Raw genomic sequence first — 16,549 nt, forward strand, 5'->3', positions numbered from 1 at the left:
CATGGCCAAATCCTTGTTGATCATCAGCCGCCAGTCGCCCTGGTCCGGCCCGGGCGCGCGGGAAGCACTGGATATCGTGCTGGCCGGGGGTGCCTTCGATCTGCCGATTGGCCTGTTGTTTCTCGATGACGGCGTATTCCAGCTGGCCGCCGGTCAGGACGCCAAGGCCTTGCAACAGAAAGACCTGAGCGCCAATCTGCAAGCCCTGCCGATGTTCGGTGTCGAGGAACTGTTCGCCTGCGGCGACAGCATCACCCAGCGCGGCCTGGACCCCAGCGGCCTGTCGCTGGAAGAAGCCCAGGTGTTGGCCGCCCCTGAAATCACCGCCCTCATTGACCGTTACGACCAGGTGATCACCCTCTGATGTCGACTTTGCATGTGTTGTCTCAATCCCCGTTCGGCGACGGACGCCTGACCAGTTGCCTGCGCGTGATCGGGGCCAACGACGGATTGCTGCTGTCCGGAGATGCCGCCTATGCGTTGCAGCCAGGCACCGCACCGTTCACGGCGCTCAGCGCACGCGGCCTGAAGCTGTTCGTCCTGGCTGAAGACGCCCAGGCCCGTGCGCTTGCGGTTCCAGACTGGGCCCGCGCCATCGATTACCCGGCCTTCGTCGAACTGTCGATTCACTACGACAAGGTCAACAGTTGGCTATGAATGCATTGACGGTCGGCGCCCGCGCCATCGAGCTGGACAAGGACGGTTTCCTGGTCGAACTGAGTGACTGGTCCGCCGATGTGGCCAGTGCCCTGGCGGCTGCCGAAGACATCGAGTTGACGCCCGATCACTGGGAAGTCCTCGAACTGCTGCGCAGTTTCTACGCCGAATTCCAGCTGTCGCCGGCCACCCGTCCGCTGATCAAGTACACCGCCCTGAAACTCGGCCCGGAAAAAGGCAACAGCCTGCACCTGAACCGACTGTTCAAAGGCACTCCCGCCAAACTCGCCGCGAAACTGGCGGGCCTGCCCAAACCGACGAATTGCTTATGACCAATTACCCAGCATTGACCCTCGAAACGCCTGCCGAACATCCGTTCGCCCAATTCGTGCGGATCCTTGGCAAAGGCAAACGCGGCGCCCGTGACCTGACCCGGGTCGAGGCCCGCGAGGCCATGGGTATGGTGCTCGATGAAAAGATCGAGCAAACCCAACTCGGCGCATTCCTGATGCTGTTGCGGCACAAGGAAGAAAGCGCGGAAGAGATGGCGGGCTTCACCGAGGCATTGCGCGAACGCCTGAATCCTCCGGCGCTGGCGGTGGATCTGGATTGGCCGACCTACGCCGGCAAGAAGCGGCACTTGCCGTGGTATCTGTTGGCGGCCAAGTGCCTGGCACAAAACGGCGTGCGGATTTTCATGCACGGCGGCGGTGCCCACACGGCCGGCCGCTTGTACAGCGAGCAACTGCTGGGCGAATTGAACATCCCCCTGTGCCGCAACTGGCAACAGGTCGGCTCGGCACTGGATAACGGCGGCCTGGCGTTCATGCCTTTGATGGACTGGGCGCCACAGTTGCAACGGATGATCGACCTGCGCAACACCCTGGGCCTGCGCTCGCCGATCCACTCGCTGGCGCGGATTCTCAATCCGCTGGGCGCGCGTTGCGGCCTGCAGAGCATTTTCCACCCGGGTTATCAGGCCGTGCATCGCGATGCCAGCGGACTGCTCGGCGATACCACCATCGTGATCAAGGGCGATGGCGGCGAAATCGAGGTCAACCCGGACGCAGACAGCCATCTGTACGGCACCACCGGCGGCGAGAGCTGGGATGAGGAATGGCCCCGGTTGTCGGCGCAGCGTCACGTCAAACCTGTATCGCTCGATCCCGAGCACTTGAAAGCGGTCTGGCGTGGCGATGAGGTCGACAGCTACCCACAAATGGCCTTGATCTCGACCATGGCCCTGGCCCTGCGTGGCCTCGGACAGACCCGCGAACAGGCCTTCGAAACCGCTGAAAAATACTGGGCTGCGCGGGACAAATCGATTTAATCGATCATTTACGCCCGATCTTTGCGCTTTTTGTTCGAACTCATCGGAATAGACTCAACCCCAACGATTATGGGTTTCGGGAGTCTTGAACATGGGATTGTTAGTGGATGGCCGCTGGCAGGACAAGTGGTACGAAAGCAGCAAGGACGGCGCGTTCCAGCGTGAACAGGCGCAGCGTCGCAACTGGTTGACCGCTGACGGCAAGCCGGGACCGACCGGCGTCGGCGGTTTTGCGGCCGAACCCGGGCGCTATCACCTGTACGTTTCCCTGGCCTGTCCGTGGGCTCATCGCACACTGATCCTGCGCAAACTCAAAGGCCTCGAAAAGCTGATCGACGTTTCGGTGGTCAGTTGGTTGATGCTGGAAAACGGCTGGACCTTCGACCAGCACCTGGGTTCGACCGGCGACAAGCTCGATCACTTCGACTTCATGCACCAGCGCTACACCGCCGACACCGCCGACTACACCGGCCGCGTCACCGTACCGGTACTGTGGGACAAACAGCAAAAGCGCATCGTCAGCAATGAATCATCGGAAATCATCCGCATGTTCAATAGTGCCTTCGACGATTTGACCGCTAACGACCTGGACTTCTACCCGGCGCCGCTACGCGGTGAGATCGATGCGTTGAACGAGCGGATTTATCCGGCGGTGAACAATGGCGTGTACCGCGCCGGGTTTGCCACGTCACAGCAGGCTTATGAAGAAGCGTTCGATGATGTGTTTGCCGAGCTGGACCGACTGGAGCTGCTGCTGGGTGCCAACCGTTACCTGGCGGGTGAGTACCTGACCGAAGCAGACATCCGCCTGTTCACCACGCTGATTCGCTTCGATGCGGTGTACTACGGGCACTTCAAGTGCAATCTGCGGCGGATTGCCGATTATCCGAATCTGTCGAACTGGCTGCGCGAGATCTATCAGTGGCCGGGGGTGGCCGAGACGGTGGACTTCACCCACATCAAGAACCACTACTACGCCAGCCACCGCACCATCAACCCGACGGGTGTGGTGCCCAAAGGGCCGACCCAGGACTTCACCGCGGCCCATGATCGGGAGCGGTTGAGCGGGAAAGGGGTTTGGCGCAAGGCCTGAGCACTTCGGTGTCATTGAAGGCCCCATCGCGAGCAGGCTCGCTCCCACATTGGATCTGTGTCGCACACAAATCCCTGTGGGAGCGAGCTTGCTCGCGATGGGGGCAACTCGATCTTCAGACCTGCCCCTGAGCCCCTTCGAACCACGCCAGTTTCTCGCGCAGTTGCACCACTTCACCCACGATCACCAATGTCGGCGCATGCACTTCATGCTCCGCTACCAGGCGTGGCAGGTCTGCCAGGGTGCCGGTAAACACCCGCTGGTTGACCGTGGTGCCCTGCTGGATCAACGCTGCCGGGGTATCGGCACCGCGACCATGCTTGATCAACTGTTCGCAGATGATCGGCAAGCCCACCAGCCCCATGTAGAACACCAGGGTTTGCGCCGGGGCCACCAGATCGGCCCAGGGCAAATCGGTGGAACCGTCCTTCAGGTGCCCCGTGACAAAGCGTACCGACTGCGCATAATCGCGGTGAGTCAGCGGAATCCCGGCGTAGGCCGCGCAACCGCTGGCCGCCGTGATCCCCGGCACGACCTGGAACGGGATGCCCTGGGCCGCCAGTTCTTCGATCTCTTCACCACCACGACCGAAGATGAACGGATCACCGCCCTTCAATCGCACCACGCGCTTGCCTTGCCTGGCCAGATCCACCAATTGCTGGTTGATCTGATCCTGTGGCACCGCGTGATCGGCACGGCGCTTGCCGACGTAAACCCGCTCGGCGTCGCGGCGGCACAACTCGATGATCGCCGGCGCCACCAGGCGGTCGTATAGCACTACGTCGGCTTGCTGCATCAAACGCAAGGCGCGGAAGGTCAGCAGGTCGGGATCGCCCGGGCCTGCGCCCACCAGATAGACCTCACCGGTCGCCACTGGCGCTTCGCCATCGATTTTCGCCTGGAGCAACCGCTCGGCTTCAGCGCCCTGCCCAGCCAGTTGCCGGTCGGCAATCGGGCCCTGGAAAACATCTTCCCAGAACGCCCGACGCTGCTGCACATCGGGAAACAGGCCTTTGACCTGATGACGGAAACGCGCCGCCAAACCAGCCAGGTGACCGTAGGTGGAAGGAATCCAGGTTTCGATCCTGGCACGGATCAAGCGTGCCAGCACCGGCGCATCGCCGCCGCTGGACACTGCAATGATCAACGGAGAACGGTCGACGATGGCCGGGAAGATCACGCTGCACAGGGCCGGCGCGTCCACCACGTTGACCGGCACGCAACGCCGATGGGCATCGGCGGAGACTTGTGCGTTCAGCGCCTCGTCGTCGGTGGCGGCAATGATCAGCCCGCAACCTTCCAGGTCCGTTTCGGCGTAACCACGCAACAGGCACTCGCCACCGCTGCCGGCAACCAGTTCGCGCAGTTGTGCTTCGATTTCAGGTGCAACCACCCGCAGCAGCGCACCGGCATCGGCCAACAGGCGGGATTTGCGCAAGGCAATTTCCCCCCCACCGACGACCAACACACGACTGCCGCGCAGGTTGTGAAACAGCGGCAGATAGTTCATTTAGCCAATGACCTCAAGGCCGCCCATGTACGGCTTCAGCACGTCGGGTACGCGGATCGAACCGTCAGCCTGCTGGTAGTTTTCCAGCACCGCGACCAGGGTACGACCCACTGCCAGGCCGGAGCCGTTCAGGGTGTGCACCAGTTCCGGCTTGCCGGTTTCCGGGTTGCGGAAACGCGCTTGCATGCGACGGGCCTGGAAGTCGCCACAGTTGGAGCACGACGAGATTTCACGGTACTTGTCCTGGCTCGGGATCCACACTTCCAGGTCGTAGGTCTTGACCGCGCTGAAGCCCATATCGCCGGTGCACAGGGCCAGGGTGCGGTAAGGCAGTTCCAGCAGTTGCAGGACTTTCTCGGCGTTGGCGGTCAGGCCTTCCAGCGCTTCCATGGATTTCGATGGCTCGACAATCTGCACCATCTCGACCTTGTCGAACTGGTGCTGGCGGATCATGCCGCGGGTATCGCGACCCGACGCGCCGGCTTCGCTGCGAAAGCACGGGGTGTGGGCAACGAATTTGATCGGCAGCAGTTTCGAATCGACGATTTCGCCGGCGACGATGTTGGTCAGCGACACTTCAGCGGTCGGGATCAGATACAGGTCGGCTTCGCCTTCGCGCGCGATCTTGAACAGGTCTTCTTCGAACTTCGGCAGTTGACCGGTGCCTTGCAGCGCCGGTGCCTGGACCAGATAAGGCGTATAGGCCTCTTCGTAGCCGTGCTCGGTGACGTGCAGGTTGATCATGAACTGCGCCAGGGCGCGGTGCAGACGGGCGATCGGGCCGCGCAGCAGGGCGAAACGGGCGCCGGACAGTTTGGCGGCGGTTTCAAAGTCCAGCCAGCCGAACTTCTCGCCCAGGGCCACGTGGTCCTGAACCGGGAAATCGAAGGCCGTCGGCGTGCCCCAGCGGCGCACTTCGACGTTGCCGTCTTCGTCTTCGCCGACCGGCACGGATTCGTGCGGCAGGTTGGGGATACCCAGCAGGATCGAGTCCAGGTCGGTCTGGATCGCGTCCAGTTCGACTTTACCGGCGCTCAATTCGCCCGCCATGCGCTCGACGTCCGCCATCAGCGGCGCGATGTCTTCACCGCGCTGCTTGGCCTGACCGATGGATTTGGAACGCGCATTACGTTCAGCCTGCAGTGCTTCGGTGCGGGTCTGGACGGTCTTGCGCTGTTCTTCCAGCGCTTCGATGCGCGCAACATCCAGGGCATAGCCACGGGATGCCAGGCGGTCCGCTACGTCCTGAAGGTTGCTACGTAACAGTTTGGAATCGAGCATGTCGGTTTCTCGTTTATCAAAGTTTGGTCAAGGACAGGCCGGCCCAGGTGGCAAGCAGCCCGCCGAATACGCTGAGCGCCGCATAGCCCAAGGCCAGCGGCACTTGCCCGCTTTCCAGCAGGCGCACCGTATCCAGTGAAAAGGATGAAAAAGTCGTCAGCCCTCCGAGAAAGCCGACGACCAACCCGGCACGCACCTCGATGGGCACCTCCGGGCGTATCAAAAACAGACCGTATAGAACGCCGATCAGCAAACAGCCCACGATATTAACGGCCAGCGTCGCGGTATAGAAGTGCCGCGGCCAATTCGCGTTGATCCAGTTGCCCGTGGCAAAGCGCAATAACGTACCGGCCATCCCGCCGACGGAAACCGCAACAATCAGTGGAAGCACTATTTTCTCCGCTGCCTTGGGCTTAAACGGTCGAGTTTTGCCAGGTGATTGAGCTTCTCGCCGATTTTCAGCTCCAGGCCACGGGGCACCGGTTGATAGAACGGGATCGGGTCGAGTTCTTCCGGAAAATAGTCTTCGCCAGCGGCATAGGCGTCCGGCTCATCGTGGGCATAGCGGTATTCATCGCCGTAGCCCAGCTGCTTCATAAGCTTGGTCGGCGCGTTGCGCAGGTGCAGCGGCACTTCCAGCGAACCGTGCTCGGCGGCGGCGCGCAGTGCGGTCTTGAAGCCCATGTACACCGCGTTGCTTTTCGGCGCGCAGGCCAGATAGGTGATGGCCTGGGCCACCGCAAGTTCGCCTTCGGGGCTGCCAAGGCGTTCCTGCACCTCCCACGCCGCCAGACACAGGCTCAGGGCGCGCGGGTCGGCATTGCCGATGTCTTCGCTGGCCATGCGCACCACGCGCCGGGCCAAGTACAAGGGGTCGCAACCGCCGTCGATCATTCGCGCGAACCAGTACAGCGCGCCATCGGGGTTGGAGCCGCGCACCGATTTATGCAGCGCGGAGATCTGGTCATAGAACGCTTCGCCGCCCTTGTCGAACCGCCGGCGGGTATCGCCGAGCAGGCTTTGCAGGAGCTCGGTGCCGATTTCGCTGTTGTCTTCCGCCAGGTCCGAAGCGTTTTCCAGGAGGTTGAGCAGGCGCCGACCATCGCCATCGGCGGCCGACAGCAGCATCTGGAAGCCTTCGTCGCTGAGGGTCAGGTTCCGTTTGCCCAGGCCACGCTCTTCGGTCAGCGCGCGGTGCACCAGTTTGCGCAGGGCTGCTTCGTCGAGGCTTTTCAGCACATAGACGCGTGCCCTGGAGAGCAAGGCGTTGTTGAGTTCGAACGAGGGGTTTTCCGTGGTCGCGCCGATGAAAATCAGCGTGCCGTCTTCAACGTACGGCAGGAACGCATCCTGCTGGGACTTGTTGAAGCGATGCACTTCGTCGACGAACAGGATGGTGCGGCGGCCGTATTGCGCGGCCTGCTGCTTGGCGATTTCCACCGACTGGCGGATCTCCTTGACCCCGGCCAGTACCGCCGAGACCGTTTCGAAGTGCGCATCCGAGACTTCCGCGAGCAATCGCGCCAGGGTGGTTTTGCCCACGCCCGGCGGGCCCCAGAAAATCATCGAATGCAGGGCACCCTGCTCCAGCGCTTCGCGCAAGGGCTTGCCGCGAGCGAGCACGTGTTCCTGACCGACGTACTCGTCCAGGTTGGCCGCGCGCAGGCGGGCGGCCAAGGGCTGGGCGATGGGGGTGCTGCGAAACAGGTCCATCACTACCTCTGAAACCTCACTGGGTCCGATGCCGATCCTGTAGGAGCGAGCTCGCTCGCGATGGTCGCCAACGATAACGCTGTAAACCTGACACCCCGCGGCGTGCTCGGGTTTATCGCGAGCAAGCTCGCTCCTACAAAGGTTATGTGACTTATTCCTGAATTACGTCCGCCCCTTTAGGGATATCGAACTTGAACCTGGAGGCCGGGATCGGCTCGTTGGCCTTCACCCCGGTGAACAGGATATTGGTGCGCTGACCAACGCTGTCGATCAACTGCATGTCGTTGACCAGGCCATTGCGGAACGACAGGCGCAGGCTGTCGAACAGGGTGTCCTTGGTTTTCGGCTTCAGGGTGAAGTCGATCACGCCGCCGGCTTCCTTGGCGCTGATGTCGAAGCTCTGGCTGATCTTGGACACGTCACCGGACAGCAGCAACGCTGGGGTCTGGGTCAGGCGCTGGTCGAGCTTCTTGATGGTGGCCTGTTCCAGGTCCGGGTCCCACAGGGTGACCTTCTTGCCATCGGAGATCATGGTCTGCTCGGCCGGCGCGTCGGTGTGCCAGTAGAACAGGCCTGGACGCTGCAGGGACATGTCGCCGGCGGTTTCCTGCAACTGGGTGCCGGTGCCATCGAGGGTCAGTTGCGAGAAACGTGCAGTCAGGGTCTGGGATTTTTCCAGCAGTTGGGTCAAGCGCGCCACGTCCTTGTCATCGGCGTTAGCCTGGAGCGTGGTCAAAGCCAGTACCGGCAGCAACAGCATGCGGATCAGACGCATGGGAGTCCTCATAACATTCGTGGGAGTGCGGGCGACGCCAATGGGCGCCCCCCCTTTCATGCTCGGGTCAGTCGCGCACCGGGCCCGGAGCCAGGACTTCACGCGAACCGTTGGTGTTCATGGACGTCACGACCCCGGCCATTTCCATGGCTTCGATCATGCGCGCGGCGCGGTTGTAGCCGATCTTCAGCTTGCGCTGAACCGCGGAAATGGAAGCGCGACGGCTTTCCAGCACGAACTGCACGGCTTCATCGTACAGCGCGTCGGCCTCGGGATCGTCACCGTCGCCGCCACCGCTGCTGCCTTCGAAGCCGCTGCCCGCCTCCTCGACACCATTGAGGATGTCGTCGTTGTATTCCGGCGCGCCCCGCAGCTTCCAGGCTTCCACCACGCGGTGAACCTCATCGTCGGACACGAATGCACCGTGAACACGAATCGGCAGGCTGGTGCCCGGCGGCATGTACAACATGTCACCGTGGCCCAGCAGCTGTTCGGCACCGCCCTGGTCGATGATGGTCCGCGAGTCGATCTTGCTCGATACCTGGAACGCCATACGAGTCGGGATGTTGGCCTTGATCAGACCGGTGATCACGTCCACCGACGGACGCTGGGTCGCGAGGATCAGGTGGATACCGGCCGCACGAGCCTTTTGCGCGATACGGGCGATCAGTTCTTCAACCTTCTTGCCGACGATCATCATCATGTCGGCGAATTCGTCGACCACCACCACGATGGTCGGCAGTTTTTGCAGGAGCGGCGCTTCGTCGTGGATGCTTTCGCGCTTGTACAGCGGATCGCTCAACGGCTCGCCGGCGTCCTGGGCTTCCTTGACCTTGGCGTTGAAGCCCGACAGGTTTCGCACGCCCATCTTGGCCATCAGCTTGTAGCGTCGCTCCATTTCGGCGACGCTCCAGCGCAGGGCGTTGGCGGCGTCCTTCATGTCGGTGACCACTGGGCACAGCAGGTGCGGAATGCCTTCGTAGATCGACAGTTCCAACATTTTCGGGTCGATCATGATCAGTTTGGCGTCTTCCGGGCCTGACTTGAACAGGATCGACAGGATCATGGCGTTCACACCCACCGACTTACCGGAACCGGTGGTACCGGCCACCAGCAAGTGCGGCATTTTCGCAAGGTCGGTGATGACCGGCTTGCCGCCGATGTCGTGACCCAGGGCCAGGGTGACCGGGGATTTGAAGTTGTCGTACTCGGGGGTCGACAACACCTCGGAGAAACGCACGATCTGCCGGTCTTCGTTGGGAATCTCGATACCGACCGTGGTCTTGCCCGGAATCACTTCCACCACGCGCACGCTGGTCACGGCCAGGGAACGGGCCAGGTCTTTGGCCAGGTTGGAGATGCGGCTGACCTTGACGCCAGCCGCCGGCTGGATTTCGTAACGGGTAATCACCGGACCCGGGTGAATCGAATCCACCGTAACTTCAACGCCGAATTCCTTGAGCTTGATTTCCAGCAGGTGGCCAACCGCCGCCAGGGATTCAGGCGAGTAATTGAGTTGTTTCTTTTCCGCGGGATCGAGAATCGAGATTGGCGGCAAGGTGCCTTCCACGGCGCTGTCGACGAACAGCGGCGCCTGTTTCTCTTTCTCGACGCGTTTGCTCGGTGCGACGGGCTTTGGCGGCGCGGGCGCAATCACCGGCGGCACCTGTTTCTCGCGCTCGGACATGTGCTTGCTCAGGGCTTGCTCACGTTCGATCAGGCGTTCCTTGACCTTGGCCTGCTCGCGTTTGTCAGTGACGGTCGGCGCAACCACCTCATCCATGCGGTCGTCGACTTCACGCAATTGGGCGACCAGTTGCTTGCGCTCGGTACGGGCCGCCCACCAGCGATTGGCCGCGCCCTGGAACAGCTCGAACAGATCAAGGGTGATCTTGCCCGTGATGTCCATGACCTTGAACCACGACAGGTCGGTAAACACGGTCAGGCCGAACAGGAACAGCGCGATGAACAACAGCGTGCTGCCCTGGATATTCAGGGCGTTCCTGGCCAGGTCGCCGAGGCTTTCACCCAGCGCACCGCCCGCACCGGCCGGCAAACCGGTCGCGGCATGGAAATGGATATGGGCCAGAGCGGCACCCGACAGCACCAGGAACACCAGGCCGATCAGGCGCCAGGAGAACAGCCAGCCGCTCCACTGCCACGGTTCGTGACGTTGGCGGAAGATCTGGTACGCCTTGATGGCCAGCAGCAACGGGAAGATGTAGGCGAAGTAACCCAGCACCATGAACAGGATATCGGCGCTGTAGGAGCCCGCTGGACCGCCGAAGTTCTGCACGTCGTCGATCTTGCTGTTATGACTCCAGCCCGGATCATCCTTGCCATAGGTCAACAAGGCCATCATCAGGAACAGGCACAAGGCACCGATGGCGATCAGCGCACCTTCCTTGAGTCGGTAGTGCAAGTGCTGGCGCCAGAGCGGAACGACGGCTGGTTTAGGTGCTGCGGTGGATTTCTTCAAAACGCTTCTTTTCCTGCGCCATGGGCGCGTCCATCTGTTGAAAGACTATAAAAACTGCCAAAAAACTGCCCAATCCAGGCAGGTAAAAAAGTTAACACGTGTTACCGGGACTACTTTTAACACTACGCTCAGGTTTTTATAAACACGGCGCGCACTGAATATAGGTAACACGCAGGGCATTGTACGGGTTTGTACGCACGACGCCATGCTTGAGCCCCTTGGGTGTAGCATAGTCAACAGCACATGACATGCCGTTCAATTTGAGCATGCATTCTCTTTTGTGACAAAGGCTTATGAGGTGTTTTTATGAGCGAAGCGAAGCATTCACGCCTGATTATCCTGGGCTCCGGTCCTGCCGGTTACAGCGCAGCCGTTTATGCCGCCCGCGCCAACCTCAATCCCGTTGTCATTACCGGCATACAGGCAGGTGGCCAGCTCACCACCACCGTCGAGGTGGATAACTGGCCAGGCGACGTCGAAGGCCTGACCGGACCGGTCCTGATGGACCGCATGCAAAAACACGCCGAGCGCTTTGCCACCGAGATCGTTTACGACCACATCCACACCGCCAAGTTGCAACAACGGCCGTTCGAACTGATCGGCGATGGCGCGACTTACACCTGCGACGCACTGATCATTGCCACCGGCGCTTCTGCGCAATACCTGGGTCTGCCGTCGGAAGAAAAATTTGCTGGCAAAGGGGTTTCGGCATGCGCGACCTGTGATGGATTTTTCTATCGCAATCAGGTGGTTGCGGTGGTCGGTGGCGGTAATACTGCGGTCGAGGAAGCTTTGTACCTGTCGAACATCGCCAAGGAAGTGCACCTGATCCATCGGCGCGACAAGCTGCGCTCGGAGAAGATCCTCCAGGACAAACTCTCCGAAAAGGCCGCCAACGGCAATATCCGCCTGCACTGGAACCAGAATCTGGATGAAGTGCTCGGCGATGCCAGCGGCGTGACCGGTGCCCGCCTGCGGGACAGCCACACCGGCGAAACCAGAGAACTGCCGCTGGCCGGGGTGTTTATCGCCATCGGCCATAAACCCAACACCGACCTGTTCACGGGCCAACTGGAGATGCGCAACGGGTATCTGCTGGTCAAGGGTGGCAGCGAAGGCGATGCCACCGCTACGGCGATTGCAGGCGTGTTTGCCGCCGGCGACGTAGCCGACCACGTTTATCGCCAGGCCGTTACGTCTGCCGGGGCTGGTTGCATGGCGGCGCTGGACGCCGAAAAATACCTCGACGACATTCCTGCCGTTTGAAGGCAAACTTTACGGCGGGTCAACACCCGCCACTGCCCTCCCCTTCTGCAAGCCCGGATGCCATGCTGACTTGGTTACAACGCAATACCCTGCATTTCCCACCGCTGGAAAAGGCCATGCGCGACCCCAACGGGCTTCTGGCTGCCGGTGGCGATCTGTCCGCCGATCGGCTGATCTCGGCTTATCGCCACGGCTGCTTCCCCTGGTTTTCTGAAGGCCAGCCGATTCTCTGGTGGTCGCCGGATCCGCGCACGGTTCTGTTTCCCGACGAATTGCACGTCTCGCGCAGCCTGAACAAACTGCTGCGCCAGCAACGCTATCAAGTGACCTTTGACCAGGACTTCGCCGCCGTCATCCGCGCCTGTGCAGCCCCCCGGGATTACGCCGACGGCACCTGGATCACCGAAGCCATGCAGGACGCCTACATCGAGCTGCACAGGCGTGGACACGCGCACTCGGTGGAAGTGTGGGACGGGGATGAACTGGTCGGCGGGTTGTATGGCCTGGCAATGGGCCAGCTGTTTTTCGGCGAGTCCATGTTCAGCCTCGCTGACAACGCCTCGAAATTCGGTTTTGCCACACTGGTCAGGCATCTGAAAGACTCAGGCTTCGTACTGATCGATTGCCAGATGCCCACCGATCATTTGCACAGCCTGGGCGCCCGGGCGATTGCGCGCCGCGAGTTTGCCGATTATCTGGCCAGGCACCTTGACCAACCCAACCATGCCACCTGGGTTTGCTGAGCGACTTTTGCCCGTGTGGCTTACACTTATTCAAAAGCATTATCCCGAGGGTTGATCATGACCGAGTTGGCGCGTTTGAAGTTCTATGCCACTCAGCCGCACTCTTGCAGTTATCTGCCCGGGGAACAGGCCACAACCCTGTTCCTCGACCCTAGTCAGCCCATGGATGTGCATGTCTATGCAGACCTGTCGGAGATGGGGTTTCGTCGCAGTGGCGACCATCTCTACCGACCGCATTGCCAGAATTGCAATGCATGCGTTCCGGCGCGTATTCCCGTGGGACAGTTCACGCCCAACCGGCAACAGAAACGCATCTTCAAGCGCAACGCGGATTTGCAGGTGCGCCCCGCCAAGCCCCGCTTCAACGAAGAGTACTTCGACCTTTACCAGCGCTATATCGAACAGCGTCACGCCGATGGCGACATGTACCCGCCAAGTCGCGACCAGTTTTCGACATTCCTGGTGCGGGACCTGCCGTTTTCACGCTTTTATGAATTTCGCCTGAACGGCCGGCTGCTGGCCGTCGCCGTCACCGATTTACTGCCGAACGGTCTTTCGGCGGTCTACACCTTCTACGAGCCCGCCGAAGAGCGTCGCAGCCTTGGGCGCTACGCAATCCTCTGGCAAATCGCCGAGGCCGGCCGGCTGGGGCTGGAGGCGGTCTACCTGGGCTACTGGATCAAAAACTGCAAAAAGATGAACTACAAGACTCAATATCGCCCCATTGAGTTGCTGATTAATCAGCGCTGGGTGGTTCTAAACTAGAGCCAGCCCTAAACCCCTTGGCTTAAACCCCACTTTTCGGGCACAATGCACGCCGCTTTTGCCTGGCGCAGTTGCACCGGGCCATTCATTGGACACCGAGGGCTTTACTGCATGTCGAAAGAAGACAGCTTCGAAATGGAAGGCACTGTCGTCGACACCCTGCCCAACACCATGTTTCGTGTGGAGTTGGAAAATGGGCACGTCGTAACCGCGCACATCTCCGGCAAGATGCGCAAGAACTACATCCGCATTCTTACCGGCGACAAAGTGCGCGTCGAGCTGACGCCCTATGACTTGAGCAAAGGGCGCATCACTTACCGCGCTCGCTAAGGTAGGAGCGAGCTTGCTCGCGAAAAACCTGAGAGCACCGCGCCAAGTCAGATTCCCCGCAACATCGTTGACGACCATCGCGAGCAAGCTCGCTCCTACAGAGATAGAGCCCTCGCTAATCAAGTCAACACAAAACGCCCGGCTCATGCCGGGCGTTTTTGTTTGCCTGGGATTTGAAGAACATCCCTGTAGGAGCTGCCGCAGGCTGCGATCTTTTGATCTTAAAAAACAAAATCAAAAGATCGCAGCCTGCGGCAGCTCCTACAGGGGATTCGCGTGTAGGCAGCAAAAAGGCGCCTCTCGGCGCCTTTTTGTTTTGCTTCTGAACGTCAGGCCATCTCGGCCGTGGTCTCGAACTCGAAGGTCAGCTCGCCGTCCTTGATGTCGATGTGCACCACGCCGCCATGTTCGGCCAGTTCGCCAAAGAGAATCTCCTCCGCCAGCGGACGCTTGATCTTGTCCTGGATCAGGCGAGCCATTGGGCGAGCACCCATCGCCGCGTCGTAACCACTTTCGGCCAGCCAGCTGCGGGCTGCATCGGTGACTTCCAGCAACACACGCTTGTCTTCCAACTGTGCCTGAAGCTCGGTAAGGAACTTGTCCACCACACTCTTGATGACCTCATGGCTGAGGCGACCAAACTGGATGATGGTGTCCAGACGGTTGCGGAATTCCGGCGTGAAGCTCTTCTTGATCACTTCCATCGCATCGGAAGAGTGATCCTGATAGGTGAAACCGATTGAAGCGCGAGCTGCAGTCTCGGCACCGGCGTTGGTCGTCATGATGACGATCACGTTACGGAAATCCGCCTTGCGCCCATTGTTATCGGTCAATGTACCGTGATCCATGACCTGCAACAGCAGGTTGAAGACTTCCGGATGCGCCTTCTCGATCTCATCGAGCAACAGCACGCAGTGTGGCTGCTTGGTGATGGCTTCGGTCAGCAGACCACCCTGATCGAACCCGACATACCCTGGAGGCGCACCGATCAGACGCGATACGGTGTGGCGCTCCATGTATTCGGACATGTCGAAGCGAATCAGCTCGACACCCAACGCCTTGGCCAACTGACGTGCCGCTTCGGTTTTACCGACACCGGTCGGCCCTGCGAACAGGAACGAACCGACAGGCTTGTCAGGGGATTTGAGGCCGGCACGGGACAGCTTGATCGCGGTTGCCAGCGAATCGATCGCGGCATCCTGACCGAACACGGTCAATTTCAGGTCACGCTCGAGGTTACGCAGCAGCTCTTTATCGGAGCTGGTGACGTGTTTTGGTGGAATCCGCGCAATCTTCGCAACGATGTCCTCGACCTGAGGCACTTCGATGCGTTTAACGCGCATTTCCACCGGCTGCAGACGCTGATAGGCACCCGCCTCATCAATGACATCAATGGCCTTGTCCGGCATGTGACGATCATTGATGTAACGCGAAGCCAGTTCGGCAGCCGCGCGCAGGGCTTCATCACTGTATTCGATATTGTGATGAAGCTCGAAACGCCCCTTCAGGCCACGCAGAATGCCAATGGTGTCTTCCACGGAAGGCTCCGACACATCGACCTTCTGGAAGCGCCGGGCCAAGGCACGGTCCTTCTCGAAGATGCCGCGGAACTCCTGGAAGGTGGTCGAACCGATGCAACGGATATCACCGGATGACAGCAGCGGCTTGAGCAGGTTCGAGGCATCCATGACACCACCGGACGCGGCACCCGCACCAATGATGGTGTGGATTTCGTCGATGAACAGGATCGCCTGTGGACGTTTTTTCAGCTCATTGAGCAACGCCTTGAAGCGCTTCTCGAAATCGCCACGGTACTTGGTACCGGCCAGCAAGGCACCCAGGTCAAGGGAGTAAACCACGCTGTTGGCCAGCAGGTCCGGCACCTGGTTGTCGACAATGCGCTTGGCCAGGCCTTCGGCAATCGCGGTTTTACCCACGCCCGCCTCGCCCACCAGCAGCGGATTGTTTTTACGCCGACGCGCGAGGATCTGCGCGACACGCTCGACTTCCAGCTCACGCCCCACCAACGGATCGATACGACCCTGGCGCGCCAACTCATTGAGGTTGCTGGCATAAGCATCCAGGGGATTACCCGAGGAAGAAGATTCACCGCCCTCGTCGTCCTGCATATCTTGCTCACCTTCAGAGTGATCGCCATGCCCCGGCACCTTGGAAATGCCGTGGGCAATGTAGTTGACGACATCTATACGGGCGACGCTCTGCTGTTTCAGCAGGAACACCGCCTGACTCTCTTGCTCACTGAAGATCGCGACCAGCACGTTGGCACCAGTCACTTCGCGTTTGCCCGAGCTCTGTACGTGAAACACAGCACGCTGCAGGACACGCTGAAAGCCCAGGGTTGGCTGGGTTTCGCGATCCTCGTCATGCACGGGGATCAATGGCGTGGTGGAGTCGATGAACTCCTGCAGGTCATGCTTGAGTTTGTCGAGGTTTGCGCCGCACGCACGCAAAACGGTGGCGGCAGCCTCATTGTCCAATAGGGCCAGCAAGAGGTGTTCGACGGTCATGAACTCATGACGCTTCGAACGGGCTTCCTTGAAGGCAAGATTGAGGGTGACTTCGAGCTCGCGGTTTAACATAGCTTCA

At 60.4% G+C, this 16,549-nt stretch carries 16 protein-coding genes; 9 read left to right on the forward strand and 7 right to left on the reverse strand.

Annotation, left to right across the window (positions count from 1 at the left end):
- The first annotated feature begins 1 nt into the window (after window position 1).
- The 5 genes from tusC to KGA83_RS05515 all read left to right on the forward strand — a co-directional run bounded on the left by tusC (window position 2) and on the right by KGA83_RS05515 (window position 3,080).
- Window positions 2–364 carry a sulfurtransferase complex subunit TusC gene (tusC, locus tag KGA83_RS05495; protein ID WP_108217873.1) on the forward strand — a complete coding sequence of 121 codons (363 nt, stop codon included), beginning with the start codon at window positions 2–4 and terminating at the stop codon, window positions 362–364.
- On the forward strand, window positions 364–657 hold the full coding sequence (gene tusB / locus KGA83_RS05500) for a sulfurtransferase complex subunit TusB (RefSeq protein ID WP_108217872.1): 294 nt from the start codon (window positions 364–366) through the stop codon (window positions 655–657). The genes tusC and tusB overlap by 1 nt, the downstream gene beginning before the upstream one ends.
- Window positions 654–989 carry a TusE/DsrC/DsvC family sulfur relay protein gene (locus KGA83_RS05505; protein ID WP_108217871.1) on the forward strand — a complete coding sequence of 112 codons (336 nt, stop codon included), beginning with the start codon at window positions 654–656 and terminating at the stop codon, window positions 987–989. The genes tusB and KGA83_RS05505 overlap by 4 nt, the downstream gene beginning before the upstream one ends.
- Window positions 986–1,987 (forward strand): glycosyl transferase family protein, encoded by a 1,002-nt coding sequence (locus tag KGA83_RS05510; RefSeq protein WP_223528975.1) that lies wholly within the window; start codon window positions 986–988, stop codon window positions 1,985–1,987. The genes KGA83_RS05505 and KGA83_RS05510 overlap by 4 nt, the downstream gene beginning before the upstream one ends.
- Window positions 1,988–2,078: 91 nt before the next feature.
- A complete protein-coding gene (locus KGA83_RS05515) occupies window positions 2,079–3,080 on the forward strand; it encodes a glutathione S-transferase family protein (protein ID WP_223528978.1) in 1,002 nt (333 codons plus the stop codon).
- A gap of 115 nt (window positions 3,081–3,195) precedes the next feature.
- Here the strand turns inward: KGA83_RS05515 and cysG are convergent, their stop codons facing one another.
- The 6 genes from cysG to KGA83_RS05545 form a co-directional block, all read right to left on the reverse strand.
- A complete protein-coding gene (cysG, locus tag KGA83_RS05520) occupies window positions 3,196–4,590 on the reverse strand; it encodes a siroheme synthase CysG (protein ID WP_108217868.1) in 1,395 nt (464 codons plus the stop codon).
- Window positions 4,591–5,871, reverse strand: a complete 1,281-nt coding sequence (gene serS, locus KGA83_RS05525; protein WP_108217867.1) for a serine--tRNA ligase — start codon at window positions 5,869–5,871, stop codon at window positions 4,591–4,593.
- Window positions 5,872–5,887: 16 nt separating this feature from the next.
- Window positions 5,888–6,262, reverse strand: a complete 375-nt coding sequence (gene crcB, locus KGA83_RS05530; protein WP_108217866.1) for a fluoride efflux transporter CrcB — start codon at window positions 6,260–6,262, stop codon at window positions 5,888–5,890.
- Complete coding sequence (locus tag KGA83_RS05535) at window positions 6,262–7,584, reverse strand: replication-associated recombination protein A (RefSeq protein WP_095943730.1); 1,323 nt, start codon at window positions 7,582–7,584, stop codon at window positions 6,262–6,264. The genes crcB and KGA83_RS05535 overlap by 1 nt, the downstream gene beginning before the upstream one ends.
- A 151-nt stretch (window positions 7,585–7,735) precedes the next feature.
- Window positions 7,736–8,359: an outer membrane lipoprotein chaperone LolA gene (gene lolA, locus KGA83_RS05540; RefSeq protein WP_057399851.1), complete on the reverse strand. Its 624-nt coding sequence runs from the start codon at window positions 8,357–8,359 to the stop codon at window positions 7,736–7,738.
- 67 nt (window positions 8,360–8,426) lie between these two features.
- A complete protein-coding gene (locus tag KGA83_RS05545) occupies window positions 8,427–10,838 on the reverse strand; it encodes a DNA translocase FtsK (RefSeq protein WP_108217864.1) in 2,412 nt (803 codons plus the stop codon).
- Between the two features lie 306 nt (window positions 10,839–11,144).
- On the opposite strand from KGA83_RS05545, the gene trxB reads away from it, so the two are divergent.
- From trxB to infA, 4 genes are all read left to right on the forward strand, one after another.
- Complete coding sequence (gene trxB, locus KGA83_RS05550) at window positions 11,145–12,104, forward strand: thioredoxin-disulfide reductase (protein ID WP_108217863.1); 960 nt, start codon at window positions 11,145–11,147, stop codon at window positions 12,102–12,104.
- 62 nt (window positions 12,105–12,166) lie between these two features.
- Window positions 12,167–12,847, forward strand: coding sequence for a leucyl/phenylalanyl-tRNA--protein transferase (gene aat, locus KGA83_RS05555; protein WP_108217862.1), 681 nt, complete (start codon window positions 12,167–12,169; stop codon window positions 12,845–12,847).
- A 57-nt stretch (window positions 12,848–12,904) separates the two neighbouring features.
- On the forward strand, window positions 12,905–13,612 hold the full coding sequence (locus KGA83_RS05560) for an arginyltransferase (protein WP_108217861.1): 708 nt from the start codon (window positions 12,905–12,907) through the stop codon (window positions 13,610–13,612).
- A gap of 111 nt (window positions 13,613–13,723) precedes the next feature.
- On the forward strand, window positions 13,724–13,942 hold the full coding sequence (gene infA, locus KGA83_RS05565) for a translation initiation factor IF-1 (protein ID WP_002553999.1): 219 nt from the start codon (window positions 13,724–13,726) through the stop codon (window positions 13,940–13,942).
- Window positions 13,943–14,271: 329 nt separating this feature from the next.
- Here the strand turns inward: infA and clpA are convergent, their stop codons facing one another.
- Window positions 14,272–16,542 (reverse strand): ATP-dependent Clp protease ATP-binding subunit ClpA, encoded by a 2,271-nt coding sequence (clpA, locus tag KGA83_RS05570; protein WP_108217860.1) that lies wholly within the window; start codon window positions 16,540–16,542, stop codon window positions 14,272–14,274.
- Between the last annotated feature and the right edge of the window lie 7 nt (window positions 16,543–16,549).

It is taken from the genome of Pseudomonas sp. GL-R-19 (assembly GCF_019956375.1).
Lineage (GTDB): Bacteria > Pseudomonadota > Gammaproteobacteria > Pseudomonadales > Pseudomonadaceae > Aquipseudomonas.

Excerpts from the sequence above, each read along its gene's own strand:
- tusC (WP_108217873.1), top strand. The coding sequence starts at position 2 with ATGGCCAAATCCTTGTTGATCATCAGCCGCCAGTCGCCCTGGTCCGGC.
- tusB (WP_108217872.1), top strand. The coding sequence starts at position 364 with ATGTCGACTTTGCATGTGTTGTCTCAATCCCCGTTCGGCGACGGACGC.
- KGA83_RS05505 (WP_108217871.1), top strand. The coding sequence starts at position 654 with ATGAATGCATTGACGGTCGGCGCCCGCGCCATCGAGCTGGACAAGGAC.
- KGA83_RS05510 (WP_223528975.1), top strand. The coding sequence starts at position 986 with ATGACCAATTACCCAGCATTGACCCTCGAAACGCCTGCCGAACATCCG.
- KGA83_RS05515 (WP_223528978.1), top strand. The coding sequence starts at position 2,079 with ATGGGATTGTTAGTGGATGGCCGCTGGCAGGACAAGTGGTACGAAAGC.
- cysG (WP_108217868.1), bottom strand. The coding sequence starts at position 4,590 with ATGAACTATCTGCCGCTGTTTCACAACCTGCGCGGCAGTCGTGTGTTG.
- serS (WP_108217867.1), bottom strand. The coding sequence starts at position 5,871 with ATGCTCGATTCCAAACTGTTACGTAGCAACCTTCAGGACGTAGCGGAC.
- KGA83_RS05535 (WP_095943730.1), bottom strand. The coding sequence starts at position 7,584 with ATGGACCTGTTTCGCAGCACCCCCATCGCCCAGCCCTTGGCCGCCCGC.
- lolA (WP_057399851.1), bottom strand. The coding sequence starts at position 8,359 with ATGCGTCTGATCCGCATGCTGTTGCTGCCGGTACTGGCTTTGACCACG.
- trxB (WP_108217863.1), top strand. The coding sequence starts at position 11,145 with ATGAGCGAAGCGAAGCATTCACGCCTGATTATCCTGGGCTCCGGTCCT.
- aat (WP_108217862.1), top strand. The coding sequence starts at position 12,167 with ATGCTGACTTGGTTACAACGCAATACCCTGCATTTCCCACCGCTGGAA.
- KGA83_RS05560 (WP_108217861.1), top strand. The coding sequence starts at position 12,905 with ATGACCGAGTTGGCGCGTTTGAAGTTCTATGCCACTCAGCCGCACTCT.
- infA (WP_002553999.1), top strand. The coding sequence starts at position 13,724 with ATGTCGAAAGAAGACAGCTTCGAAATGGAAGGCACTGTCGTCGACACC.
- clpA (WP_108217860.1), bottom strand. The coding sequence starts at position 16,542 with ATGTTAAACCGCGAGCTCGAAGTCACCCTCAATCTTGCCTTCAAGGAA.